This is a genomic window from Leisingera sp. CC-HEC093, assembly GCF_059429195.1.
This window is the reverse complement of record NZ_JCAIJR010000001.1, coordinates 1,681,782-1,695,000: the sequence shown is the minus strand read 5'-3', so window position 1 is coordinate 1,695,000 and position 13,219 is coordinate 1,681,782. Positions and strand designations below refer to the sequence as shown.

Below are 13,219 nucleotides of genomic sequence, written 5' to 3'. Positions count from 1 at the left end.
CACAGATTCAAAACCGGGAATCGCAAAATCAAACCACAAGGTTCCCCTCCCGAACCGCGCCTTCCCGCGCAATGCAGCCCAAAAACCCGCGCCGGTGACCAAAAGGGGGGCAAAGGGGGGCAAAGGAAAGTATGAACACGCAGCCCAAAGGCAGGCAAACGCAGCGACAATGCGCTCAGCCTTCGAGTTCACCCAACCCTTCTATGAGGCTTTCGCGCATCCCCGCCTGTTCCATGTGCAACCGCAGCCGCTGGTTAAACCCTCCCGGTGTATTCAGCGCCTCGATCAGCTCCGTACAGCCCGAAGCCTGCAGGCTGGTTGAAACCAGCATCCGCAAGAAAGCTTCCCCTTGCGCGGGATCTGACACCCTTCCCCCAAGCCAGTCAGCGGCATCCCCTACCAGGCGTGCAGCTGGCGAAAGCACCGCCTGGGCCGACAGGTAAGCCTTCAGTTCGCTGCCGTCCCGGACTGCAAAGACCCGGTTGTCCGGCTCGAAGATCCGGCTGAGCAGCGCAGTATCCCCGAGTGCCATTACCGGGGAGCCGCCCTGCGCGATACCCGGGAAAGGCATCATCACCGCCGCCGCGCTGGCCGGCGCAGTCCAGTCCGCGACCTGTTCCAGATCCGCGCCAGCCATGAAGGAGATTACTTGCTGCCCCTCCCGGAATGCCAAATCGTTCAGGATGTCCTCCGCAGCTTCCGCCATAAGCCCCAGGAAGACCACGTCGCTTGCGTCAATCACTGCTTGGTTTCCTGCTGCAGCCACATCATCAAACGCCTCGGCAAGCGCCGAAGACTGCGCCGTGTTGCGCTTCGAGACAGTAATCTGGTGACCCTTGCCCGCCAGGCCGTGCACAACGGCCGAGGCAATGGTGCCGCATCCCAAGAAACCCAGACGCATATCAGATCTCCTTAGTCAGCCGCAGCGCATCATAGATCGCTGCGTGGGTATTGCGCGCGGAAACCGCATCGCCGATGCGGAACAGCTGGAACCGGCCCGCAGCGTTGGAGCGGATCGTTTGAGGCCGGCCGCTGACCAGGGCGCCGTAATCCACCTCACCCCGGTTGACCGACGCCTCCTTGAGCGCGAAGTAGAGGTCGTCCAGTGGCAGGGTTCCGTAGTTCAGGACCACCTGATCAAATTCTGCTTGATAGGAATGACCGCTGTAATCCGTGCCGATGGATGCTTCCAGCCTGTTGCCGTTGCGAGCAAGCCCCAGGAGGCGCCGGGCCACCGTAAAGGTCACATCCTTGTCTTGCAGCACCCGCATGTAAGGCACGAGGTTCATCCCCATCACCTCCGGAGCAAAGCTGCGGCCGGGGGTCATAATTTCCACCTTAGCCCCTGCGCCTGCCGCAGCTTCCGCGGCCATCAGGCCCGGGTGATCGCCACTTTCGTCATAGATCAGCACATGCCCGGCCGGTTTCACATCGCCTGAGATGATGTCCCAACTGGAAACCGCATGGCGCAGCTCACAGCCGGTTTCATGCAGCATCATACAGGGCATTCCGCCGGTCGCCACGATCACGACGTCAGGATCAAGAGCAGTCACATCCTCGGCCTCAGCCCAGGTATTGAAGCGGAACGCCACCTCCCGGGCCGCGCATTGCGCCATACGCCAGTCAATGATGCCAATCATCTCAGCCCGGCGCGGGTTCTGCGCGGTCAGGCGGACCTGGCCGCCCGGTTCCGCCGCAGCTTCGAAAACAGTGACGTCATGGCCGCGCTCTGCCGCCACCCGCGCGGCCTCCAGACCACCCGGCCCCGCGCCCACGATCACCACCTTCTTGCGGACCTCTGCCGGCGCAACCGCATGCGGCATCGTGAGCTCACGCCCGGTTGCCGCGTTGTGAATGCACAGTGCCTCCCCCGCCTGATAAATCCTATCCAGGCAGTAAGTGGCGCCGACACAGGGACGGATGTCATCTTCGCGCCCTTCCATGATCTTCTTCACGATGTGCGGATCGGCCATGTGGGCGCGGGTCATGCCCACCATATCCAGCAGGCCGCCGGCAACCGCATGTCGGGCCGTTGCCACATCCGGGATACGGGCCGCATGGAAAGTCGGCATACCTGTCGCCTTCCTTACCTCACCCGCGAAATCCAGGTGCGGCGCTGACTTCATGCCCTGCACCGGGATCACGTCGGTCATGGCCGGATCTGTGTGGATGCGGCCGCGGATCACGTTGAGGAAGTCCACCATACCGCTGGCCGCCAGGCGCTTGGAGATTTCCAGCCCTTCTTCCGGGCTGATCCCGCCCTCTTCCGTCTCATCGGCGGTGTAGCGAAGGCCAACGATGAACTCACTGCCAACCCGGTCCCGGACCGCCTGCAACACATCCATCGGAAACTTCATACGGCTGCCCAGCGTCTGCCCACCGTATGGCCCTTCCAGGTCATTGGTCAGCGGTGACCAGAACTGGTCCAGCAGGTGGCCATAGACCTGCAGTTCAATTCCGTCCATGCCGCCTTCCTTCATCCGCTCCGCCGCGTCCGCGAAGTCCGAAATAATGCGGGTAATGTCCCAGTCCTCGGCCAGTTTCGGGAATGACCGGTGCGCAGGCTCCCGGTGGCGCGAGGAGCTGACTGAAGGAAGCCAGTCGCCCTTGTTCCAGCCGGTGCGGCGGCCCAAGTGCGTCAGCTGGATCATCACTGCAGCGCCATGATCGTGCACCTGATCGGTCAGATTGCGGATCCAGGGAACCACTTCATCCTTATAAGCAAGGATGTTGTTGAAGACCGGCGGGCTGTCACGGCTGACCGCAGCCGACCCCGCAGTCATCGTCAGAGCCACCCCAGCCTTGGCCCGTTCCGCATGATAGGCTGCATAGCGCTCCTTGGGCATGCCGTCTTCCGGGTAGGCCGGCTCATGGCTGGTGGTCATGATGCGGTTGCGAAGGGTCAGGTGCTTAAGCTGAAAGGGCTGTAGCAACGGGTCCTTGGACATGGCGCGGGCTTTCTGGAGTTGTGTCTGGGCTGGCAGCAATCCGACATCAACTTGACACATGTGTCAATTTTATTTTCACAAATGTCATGAAAAGTTGCCCGCGGCTGCAGCCGCTGCTATGGCTGGGCCATGAATACACCGGACACCTCCCGCGCGCGCCTCAGGGAAGAGAACTGGCTCTCGGCTGCTTATGACGTGCTGACCGCAAGCGGTGTGGAAGCCGTGAAGGTGATGCCCCTGGCCAAACGGCTCGGGGTGTCACGCACCAGTTTCTACTGGCACTTCAAGGACCGCGAAGAGCTGCTGGAGGCAATGGTCCGCCGTTGGGAAGACAAGAACACCGGCAATCTGGCCGCACGGACCGAAGCTTACGCCGAAAGCATTGCCGAAGCGCTGTTCAACCTGTTTGACTGCTGGATCGATCCGGATCTGTTCGACGCCAGGCTGGATTTGGCGATCCGCAACTGGGCACGCACGGACGCCGCCTTGCAGGCTCGGCTGAACGCGGCCGATACCCGGCGCGAGAGGGCCATAAACGACATGTTCCAGCGCTTCGGATACGAGCAGCAAGACGCCTTGGTCCGGGCCAAGGCTATGATTTATACCCAGATCGGCTATATCTCAATGCAGGTGAGCGAGAGTACAGGTTACCGGATCTCGTTGATGCCCGGCTATATCGAGGTGTTCTCAGGCAAGCCGCCTGCCCAGAAGGACCTTGACCGGTTCTTGGCCCGCCACCGCTGACAGGAGCTCTCCCGCCCGCTGAACAGGCATCAAAGATGCCCGCACAGCCGTTGGGCCAAGCGCCGCGCCCAAAGGGCGCGGCGCCACCAAAAGCACGGGCGCGGAACCTTTCGGTTCCGCGCCCGCCCTTTTTTTGCCAGTACCCGGCCGCTTTACTCAGCGGCGATCTGGTTTTCGATCTTCTCGACTTTCACCGCCGAAAACTTGAACTCGGGAATCTTGCCATAGGGGTCCAGCGCCGGGTTGGTCAGGATGTTGGCCGCTGCCTCCACATAGGCGAAAGGCACAAACACCATGTCCTCGGCAATCGCCCGGTCGGCACGCGCCATGATCTCGATCGAACCGCGGCGGGTCGACAGGCGGATCATCTCACCCGGCTCGATACCCATCAGCTTGAGCGTGCGCGGGTTGAGCGAGCAGTTCGCTTCCGGCTCAACCGCATCCAGAACCAGCGACCGGCGGGTCATTGACCCGGTGTGCCAATGCTCCAGCTGACGGCCGGTGGTCATGATCATCGGATAGTCCGCATCCGGAGCCTCATCCGGCGGGATCACCGAGGCCGGAGTAAAGCGGGCACGGCCCTCGGGGCGCGGGAAGCCGTCACCGAACACAATCGCCTGACCGGGGTCGGTCTCATGCAGCGACGGGTAGGTGATGGTCTCGGTTTCCAGACGCTCCCAGGTGATGTTGTTCAGCGACTTCATGTTCAGCTTCATCTCTGAAAAGACTTCGCTGACATCCTTATAGTCCCACGGCAGGCCGATGCGCTGCGCCAGCTCGACAGTCACCTGCCAGTCCTCGCGCGCGTCACCCGGAGGCGCCACGGCGGGGCGCACACGCTGCACCTGGCGGTTGGTATTCGATACGGTGCCATTCTTCTCATAGAGCGCTGAGGCCGGCAGGATAATGTCGGCATAGTTTGCCGTCTCAGTCAGGAAGATATCCTGAACGATCATCAGCTCCAGCTTGGCAAAGGCGTCACGCGCGTGATCGGCATCCGGGTCGGACATCGCCGGGTTTTCCCCCTGGATGTACATCCCCTTGATGTTGCCGGCATAGGCCTGGTCAACGATCTCGGTCACGGTGAGGCCCTTCTCATTCGAGAAGTCGCCGCCGCCCCAAACATCGGTGAAGCTTTTGCGCACATCATCCGAGGTCACGGTCTGATAATCCGGCAGGAACATCGGGATGAGGCCCGCGTCTGACGCGCCCTGCACATTGTTCTGACCGCGCAGCGGGTGCAGGCCGGCGCCCGGCTTGCCCACGTTGCCGGTCATCAGCGCCAGCGAGATCAGGCAACGCGAGTTGTCGGTGCCGTGGATGTGCTGGGACACACCCATACCCCAAAAGATCAGGCCCGCCTTGCCGCCCGCAAAGATGCGTGCAACGCTGCGCAGCTGCTCAGGGCTGACACCGCAGATTTCCGACATCTTTTCAGGCGTGAACTGCGCCAGATGCTGTTTTTCCGCTTCCCAGTTTTCGGTGTATTTATCGATGTATTCCTGGTCGTACAGGCCCTCCTCAACGATCACGCTCATGATCGCGTTCAGCATCGACACGTCCGCACCGGGGCGGAACTGCACCATTTCGGTGGCAAACCGGCGCAGGCCGACGCCGCGCGGATCCATCACGATCAGCTTTCCGCCGCGCTTGGTGAACTGCTTGAAGTAGGTCGCCGCCACCGGGTGGTTCTCGATCGGGTTGGAGCCGATCACGATCGCCACATCCGCGTTTTCGATCTCGTTGAAGGTCGCGGTCACCGCGCCGGAGCCAACGTTTTCGATCAGCGCTGCAACAGACGACGCATGGCACAGGCGGGTGCAGTGGTCGACGTTGTTGTGCTTGAAGCCCTGGCGGATGAACTTCTGGAAGAGATAGGCCTCTTCATTGGTGCATTTCGCCGAGCCGAAGCCCGCAACCGATTTCGGGTTTTCATCGCGCAAGCGCATCAAGCCCTTGGCGGCCAAATCCATAGCCTCTTCCCAGGTCGCTTCGCGGAAGTGGGTGGAGAGGTTGCCCGGATCGACGTTCAAGCCCTTGGCCGGCGCGTCGTCTCGGCGGATCAGCGGCTTGGTCAGGCGGTGCGGGTGGTGGATGTAGTCAAAGCCGAAGCGGCCTTTGACGCACAGGCGGCCTTCGTTGGCCGGGCCGTTGATGCCATCGACATATTTGACCTTACCGTCCTTGACCTTGAGGCTGACCTTGCAGCCGACGCCGCAGAACGGGCAGACGCTTTCGGTCTCGGAATCGTAGTCCTTGCTGTCGCCAACCTGTTTGTCGTCCATCACGGTGGCGGGCATCAGCGCGCCGGTCGGGCAGGCCTGGACGCACTCGCCGCAGGCCACACAGGTGGACTGGCCCATCGGGTCGGCGATGTCGAAGGTCGGATAGGCATCGTGGCCGCGGCCAGCCATGCCGATCACGTCATTGACCTGCACTTCGCGGCAGGCGCGCACGCACAGGCCGCAGGAGATACAGGCGTCCAGGTTCACCTTCATGGCGACGTGGCTGTCGTCCAGCAGCGGGATACGGCCCTCTTCCAGCTTCGGGAAACGACTCTCAGTGACGCCGCTCAGTTCTGCCATGTCCCACATGTGTGAAGACTTGTCGTGCGCCTCTTCTTTCTTGGGCTGGTCTGCGACCAGCAGTTCCATCACCATCTTGCGAGCGTTTTCGGCGCGCACGTTGTTGGTGGTGACGACCATGCCCTCGGCGGGTTCACGGATGCAGGAGGCCGCCAGCGTGCGCTCGCCTTCGATCTCGACCATGCAGGCCCGGCAGTTGCCGTCCGGGCGGTAGCCGGGTGCCGGCTTGTGGCACAGATGCGGAATTTTCAGCCCGCGGCCGTTGGCGACTTCCCAGATGGTCAGGCCCTTTTCTGCCGAGACCTGTTCGCCATCGAGTGTGAATGTGACTTTATCGCTCATGGCTTAAACCTCCTCGGGGAAGTGTTTCATGGTCAGGCGGATCGGGTTCGGAGCGGCCTGGCCCAAGCCGCAGATCGAGGTATCGACCATCGCAGCGCTCAGCTCTTCCAGCAGGCCCTGATCCCACTTCTTCTCGCTCATCAGCTTGACGGCTTTTTCACAGCCCACCCGGCAGGGTGTGCACTGGCCGCAGCTTTCGTCTTCGAAGAAGCGCAGCATGTTCAGCGCCGCGTCGCGGGCGGAGTCCTGATCGGACAGCACCACCACCGCAGCGGAACCGATAAAGGTGCCATGCGGCTGCAGCGTGTCGAAGTCGAGCGGAACGTCATTCATCGACGCAGGCAGCAGGCCAGAGGACGGGCCGCCCGGCTGATACGCCTTGAACGCGTGCCCGTCCAACATACCGCCGCAGGCTTCGATAATGTCGGTGATGGTGGACCCGGCAGGCAGCAGATGCACGCCCGGGTTCTTCACGCGGCCCGAGACCGAGTAGCTGCGCAGGCCCTTGCGGCCGTTCTTTTCAACCGAATTCAGGCATTCCGGGCCTTCGCGGTTGATCTTGCAGACCCAATACAGGGTCTCGACGTTGTGGACGAGGGTCGGGCGGCCGAAGACACCCACCTGCGCCACGAACGGCGGACGGTGGCGCGGCTCGCCGCGCTTGCCTTCGATGGACTCGATCATCGCGGATTCTTCACCGCAGATATAGGCCCCTGCCCCGCGGCGCAGATCAATATAGCCTTCCTCGACAATGCCGGCCGTTTCCAGTGCCCTGATCTCGGTTGCGAGGATTTCCAGCACTGCCGGGTATTCGTCGCGCATGTAGACAAAGGCTTTTTCGGCTTCGACCGCCCAGGCCGCGATCAGCATGCCCTCAAGGAAGACGTGCGGGGTGCGCTCCAGATAGTAGCGGTCCTTGAAGGTCCCGGGCTCGCCTTCGTCGCCGTTCACGGCCAGGTAGCGCGGGCCTTCGTTGGCGCGCACAAAGCCCCATTTGGTGCCGGACGGGAAGCCAGCGCCGCCAAGGCCACGCAGGCCGGCTTCTTTGACTTTCGCCTGAACCGCTTCCCAGTCGCCATTCGCGCGCAGGTCCTTCAGCGTGGCATAGCCGCCGTCCGCTTCATACGCAGCGAAGGTCTCATACTCGGGGATGCGCGCGTGGGTGTCGTCCGCCGCAATCGCCGCTTCCACCTTTTCGACGGTGGCGTGGTCAATGTGGTTGTGGCCGATTTCCAGTACCGGCGCGGTGTCGCAGCGGCCCATGCAGGGTGCGCGCAGCACGCGAACCTGGGAGGCGTCCAGACCCTCTTCCAGCGCCTTTTGCAGCTGCTGGGCACCCGCCAGTTCGCAGGACAGCGAATCGCAAACCCGGATGGTCAGCGCCGGCGGCGGGGTTTCCCCTTCCTTCACCACATCGAAATGGGCGTAGAAGGTGGCAACTTCGTAGATCTCGGCCTGACCGGTCCGCATCTCCTCGGCCAGTGCGCGGATATGCGCGGCGCTGAGGCAGCCGTATTTGTCCTGAATCAGGTGCAGGAACTCAATCACGAGGTCACGGTTGCGCGGGCGGTCCCCCAGCAGTTCCTGAACCTCGCTCAGCGCGATGTCGTCGACCTGGCGGCCTTTGGGCGTCTTGCGCCCTTTGCCTTTGCCGGACTTCCATACGCCCTTGCTATCATCCAATGGTGCCATGGGATCCTCCAGTCAGCACGTCTTTCATTCTGCCAATGCCATCAAGAATGAATATCGTCAAATCTGGAAATTGGATTGCATGATAAGGAATTCTTATGACGCCATTTGCGGCATCCTATCGTCTACAAACGTCGCAACTACCTCTTTCAAAGCGCGTACAGTTGTGAGTTCCGGTGTCCGGTCCAGAGTCGCAATGCAGATCGGGCGCGCCTGCTCCGGCTCCACCAGCGCCAGAACCCGGGTGCCGCCCAGATCGCCCAGCGCCTGCATCAGCGCCCGCGGCAGGATGGTCGCCGCCGAGCCTTCCCGCGCCAGCACCATCGACGCCATGAATCCGTTGGATTCGGATACGATCTCCGGCTTCAACCCCAGTTCGGCAAAAATCCGGTCCAGAATCCGGCGGTTCTGCATCTGTTCATCCAGCAGGCTCAGCGGCAGCTCCGCCGCTTCCGCCCAGCTGATCGTGTCGCCCCGGCCTTCAACCCAATCTTCCGGTGCCAGCAGCACATAGCGTTCCTCATACAGCTGCTGCACCGTCACCAGCTCCCGGCCCATACTGTCCGCGTAGGTGATGCCGGCATCAATCGTACCATCATAAAGCCGTTGCTGAATGGCCAGGGAAGACGTCACCTCCACCTGCGCCAGGATCCGCGGATAGGCCTGATGCACCTGGTCCACCAGCTGCGCGGCCCAGGCGGTGGCTGTCGGCACAACGCCCAGAATCAGCGTGCCCGTTACTTCCCCCCGGGCTGCGGCGATTTCCTGTTCCAGCGCCCTGGCATCGTCGAGGATGGACCGTGCGCGCCGCACGATCATCATGCCTTCTTCGGTCAGCCCCTGAAAGCGGTTGGCCCTGCGTACGATTGACAGTCCTAACCGCTCTTCCAGATTCCGGATCCGCATGGAGAACGCGGGCTGCGACATCCCGCAATCAGCAGCAGCCTTGGCAAAGTGCTGATGCCGCGCCAGCGCTGTCAGCAGCAGTAGGTCCTTGAGTTCGATCATAGCGGAACTTTAGGCTGCCGGCGCGGCCCATTACAATGAAACAGTTGCCGGATCAGGGTTTCCTGTCCGCGCCGGCCGTATGTCCCGCAGCTTCATAGAGTTCGGTCAGGTCTTCCAATGCCGCTAGCGCATTCTCTAGCTGGCTGGCCAATCCGGGCCGGCCTGCAAGCGGCTGAAGCAGCCGCTGCTCCCTGACAGACTGCATTTTTGCGGCCACTCGCGCCCCCTCCTCCGTCAGGCTGTAGGTTACACCAGAGCGGCCGGCGCCCTTCTTGCAGGTTAGCCCGGCAGAGGCCAGTTTACGCAAGGAATACTGGATATTCGGGATGTCGACGCGGTTGGTAATACGGGCCAGTTCTTTGATTGATTTGGACCGGCCATCGCTTCCGATCAGCAGAAGCAGAGTGATTTCAGCGCCCGACAGGGAAACGCCGCTGACCTGTTCAAAGCAGTATGCCTGCCACCGGATGAACCCTTCCTGGGCCCGCTGCACCGCCATTTCCAGCTGCTGCAGCCTCTCGCCGGACGCATCAGCTGCCGGGTCTGAATGCGCAGAAGTGCCAACTGTTTTTTCCAAGAAACGTCTCCAAATACCCTTGCCCTTGTCAGGCACAAATACGCCGGTCTGGAACAGGCGCCCCTAGCCGAGCTAGCTGAAACAAGCACAAACACTCCCGGTCAAAGAGGCGTCGGCTCCAATCTCTAAAATCCAATTCAAATACACCCGATATATCCAACCAATTCTGACAAGTTTCAATAGCCACCCGGGCAATCAGGCAAAACCAGAGCAGCCAGGAAACCTGCCTTGGAACAGGCACTGCAGCTTACTAAGCTGCGGCCAGGGATGACTGCAGAGCACAGGCATGCTCTGCGGGTCGTCCGCGGTCTTGCCTTTAACGCCTCACCTGCTGGTAACTCAGACAGCGGTAACCGACTGAAGATCGCGGCGTCTCAGGGACTGGCGCGCGAGGCCACCATAGGCCTTGCGCACTTGTGCCCGCCCGGTTTCGCCAGAAAAGCCCATAACAGCGGCAAGATCCGGAAACAATTCAAACAGCTCCTGCCTCCCCGCACAGCCCAAACCGCGGACTGCTTCTGGACCTGGCCAAAAGGTCTCTGTCGCGATGCCTTCAGCAAAAATCACTTCGTGCCTCTCAGTCATCAGGTGCACGTAGGTCACTGGCCCGGTTGCGGCCTGCACCTGGCGGCAGGCCGCGTCGGCCTCTGCCAGCAGCTTGGCCGGCAGGAAGCTCTCCCCCAGCCCGCTGCGGCCCCCGAAAGCCTTGCGCCCGATTAGCAGACGGTGCTGCGGCGACAGCAGCATAGGCCGCTCCGGCATCAGTAAGCCGCCTGGCTGAACGCAGTAAGGCCTAAGGTGAGGACTCAGGGCCAATTCCGCCGCGCTCAGCGTCCGCTTCCCGACCCAGATCACCGGCTGATAACCGTTGTCGGCAGTTTGCAAGAAGTCGCCAACCTGGATCTGACCAGCGGGTACGGCACCGCGGCGCGTGGCAAGTAAAACATTGGGCGTAAAGCAAGGAATACCCGCGGAATGCATTTGCTGCACGGTAGTGATCTGGCTCGGATCAACGCCCTCAAGCACCAGCTTCTCCCCCCCCGGGAAGGTCAGCAGAGCATTGCCAGCCCCATCATTACTGACGGAGACATCCCAGGCGCGAACGGCACCGTCCGGTCCGGTGCCCCCGGTTAGGTCTGAAACATCCAGCTGATCGTTAAAAGATCCGTCACTGTCGTCATCCAGAAGACTGAAATCGCTAACGGTGTCTATGCCGCCCCCGCCGGTCAGGACAAGCTCATCGTAGCCTGAACCGCTCGTGATGGAATCGTCCCCAGCACCAAAAGTGACGATGTCGTCGCCCGCGCCTGCGTCAATTGAGGTGCCGGCGCCATCGGCCGAAGCATCCACCACGTCAGCCTGATCCGTGAGTGTCAGCGCCTCGATCTCAGAGAAGGTGATCGTGTCCGTGCCGTCGGTAATGGTGCCCGCTTCGTCACCGGTAAAGGTGACGGCGACACCCGTGGTAACGCTGGAGACATCGACCGTATCGTAGTCATTACCTGCTTCGCCGCCGGTCAGGGTGTCATTTCCATAACCATCGGACATCCGGAATGTATCCGCGCCGGACTCGCCATGCATCTGGTCGTCGCCGCTGCCGCCAATCAGCAGGTCGTCGTCATTGCCGCCGTACATGGTGTCGGCACCGTCGCCGCCTTCCAGCGTGTCGTTGCCGTCAGTCGCGACAATACTGTCATCACCGGTCCCGCCGACGAGACTGTCGTCCCCGGCCGAGTTTCTGAGAGTGTCGTTGCCGGCACCGCCGATCAGGGTGTCGTTGCCCAGGCCAGTGGTCAGGCTGTCGTCACCGTCGCCGCCATCAATATAGTCGTCACCGTCGCCGCCCGAGATCGTGTCCGCGCCAAGGCCGCCGATCAGGGTATCCGCGCCTGCGCCCCCATCCATCACATCGCTGCCGTCGCCGCCGTCCAAACTGTCGTTGCCGGCCTCGCCGTACATCAGGTCCGCATCTGCGCCGCCCGCCAGCACGTCATTGTCATTGCCGCCATACAGGGTGTCGTTGCCGTCACCGCCTTCCAGCGTGTCGTTGCCGTCGGTCGCGACGATACTGTCGTTGCCGGTGCCGCCGACCAGACTGTCATCGCCCGCAGAGTTCTGCAGGGTATCATCGCCTTCACCGCCGATCAGGGTGTCATTGCCCAGACCGGTGGTCAGGAAGTCGTCGCCTTCGCCACCGTCGATGTAATCGTCTCCATCGCCGCCGGCCAAGGTGTCTCCGCCGGTGCCACCGATCAGGGTGTCCGCGCCGGCGCCCCCTTCCAGAACATCGTCGCCGGCACCGCCGTCCAGGCTGTCGTCGCCCTCTTCACCAAGCAGAGAGTCGTTGCCACCCTGGCCATAGACCACATCATCTCCGTCGCCAGCCAACACTGTGTCGGCCCCCTGTTCAATCGGAGTTGTGACAACATCATCGATGACGTCGCCGGACAGAGTGAATCCTGCCAGGCCATCCCGCGTCTGCAGTGTGAACTCAATCGACGACTGATCCTCGAACGCAGCTGAGAACCAGGCATCCTGGTCAGTGTAACTGTTCCGCTCTGTGCCGGTCGCCGTCACCATACTGCCGTCAATCGCGGTGCTGAGCGAGGATTCCTGCGAGACACCAAATGAGGTGAAGCTGTTGCCGTCAATGATGACCGCCTCGGCATCGCCAAAGCCGCTGTTGTCATCAACGTCATTAAAGGTAGCTGTAGAATTCAGATAGAGCGGCTCGCCAGTTGCCGGATCGAAGAACTCCAGACGGAAGGTTGCCTGATCTCCTGCCTGATCCCCCCGCAGCAGGATTTCCGCACCCTCGGTGTATCCGAACCGAACCAGCATGTCCGGGTTCGATTTCTCAACGAGCACCAGCCTGCCCCAGACACTGGTACCATCCGCCAAGGCCGCGATGTCGCTGAAGATGGCGTGGTTGCCTGCCGACCCTGTCCCGCCGTCATGCGAGATGCTTTGAATATTGCCGATTTTCAGCTGCAGCGGGCTGGCGTCCGCACCTTGGTCGAAACCGTCGCCCATATCGCCGTAAATGACATCATTGCCTTGGCCAGCGTTGATGAAGTCGCTGCCTTCTTCGCCTGCTACCGTGTCAGCACCAGCCCCTGCGTCAATGGTGTCGTCGCCAGTGGTCCCCGCAAGTTTGTCCTTGCCCCTGGTGCCGGTGAGGGATGCAATAAGGCTGGCGAGCCAATCAGGTTTGGCCATCGTATACTCTCTTTTTCTCCGCTCTGCCGGGTATTGAGTGCGCCCCCAACAGCAGACCTTGTCCGGCCGCACTGCAAACGGCAGCCGCCTCTTGAGCCAAGTTCAAT

The 13,219-nt window shown here is 61.7% G+C and carries 9 protein-coding genes (1 of these 9 running past the window's edge); 1 reads left to right on the top strand and 8 read right to left on the bottom strand.

What is annotated here, in order from left to right:
• The 3 genes from AC5STB_RS08155 to AC5STB_RS08145 all read right to left on the bottom strand — a co-directional run.
• Positions 1-39 carry the 5' end (the start) of a hypothetical protein gene (locus tag AC5STB_RS08155; RefSeq protein WP_495442446.1) on the bottom strand. The gene continues 207 nt to the left of window position 1, outside the view, so only the first 39 of its 246 coding nucleotides appear in the window; its start codon is at positions 37-39; its stop codon lies off the left edge, out of view.
• Between the two features lie 136 nt (positions 40-175).
• Entirely contained in the window at positions 176-901 is a 726-nt protein-coding gene (locus tag AC5STB_RS08150) for an NAD(P)-binding domain-containing protein (RefSeq protein WP_495442445.1), read from the bottom strand.
• 1 nt (position 902) lies between these two features.
• Positions 903-2,948 (bottom strand): oxidoreductase, encoded by a 2,046-nt coding sequence (locus tag AC5STB_RS08145; RefSeq protein ID WP_495442444.1) that lies wholly within the window; start codon positions 2,946-2,948, stop codon positions 903-905.
• Between the two features lie 129 nt (positions 2,949-3,077).
• On the opposite strand from AC5STB_RS08145, the gene AC5STB_RS08140 reads away from it, so the two are divergent.
• Positions 3,078-3,692, top strand: a complete 615-nt coding sequence (locus AC5STB_RS08140; RefSeq protein ID WP_495442443.1) for a TetR/AcrR family transcriptional regulator — start codon at positions 3,078-3,080, stop codon at positions 3,690-3,692.
• Positions 3,693-3,844: 152 nt separating this feature from the next.
• On the opposite strand, the gene fdhF is transcribed toward AC5STB_RS08140, so the two are convergent.
• From fdhF to AC5STB_RS08115, 5 genes are all read right to left on the bottom strand, one after another.
• Positions 3,845-6,619 (bottom strand): formate dehydrogenase subunit alpha, encoded by a 2,775-nt coding sequence (fdhF, locus tag AC5STB_RS08135; protein ID WP_495442442.1) that lies wholly within the window; start codon positions 6,617-6,619, stop codon positions 3,845-3,847.
• Positions 6,620-6,622: 3 nt separating this feature from the next.
• Positions 6,623-8,311 carry an NAD(P)H-dependent oxidoreductase subunit E gene (locus tag AC5STB_RS08130; protein ID WP_495442441.1) on the bottom strand — a complete coding sequence of 563 codons (1,689 nt, stop codon included), beginning with the start codon at positions 8,309-8,311 and terminating at the stop codon, positions 6,623-6,625.
• A gap of 93 nt (positions 8,312-8,404) precedes the next feature.
• Positions 8,405-9,316: a LysR family transcriptional regulator gene (locus tag AC5STB_RS08125; protein WP_495442440.1), complete on the bottom strand. Its 912-nt coding sequence runs from the start codon at positions 9,314-9,316 to the stop codon at positions 8,405-8,407.
• Between the two features lie 52 nt (positions 9,317-9,368).
• On the bottom strand, positions 9,369-9,893 hold the full coding sequence (locus tag AC5STB_RS08120; RefSeq protein ID WP_495442439.1) for a winged helix DNA-binding protein: 525 nt from the start codon (positions 9,891-9,893) through the stop codon (positions 9,369-9,371).
• A 339-nt stretch (positions 9,894-10,232) separates the two neighbouring features.
• Complete coding sequence (locus AC5STB_RS08115) at positions 10,233-13,112, bottom strand: Hint domain-containing protein (RefSeq protein ID WP_495442438.1); 2,880 nt, start codon at positions 13,110-13,112, stop codon at positions 10,233-10,235.
• Positions 13,113-13,219: the final 107 nt, after the last annotated feature.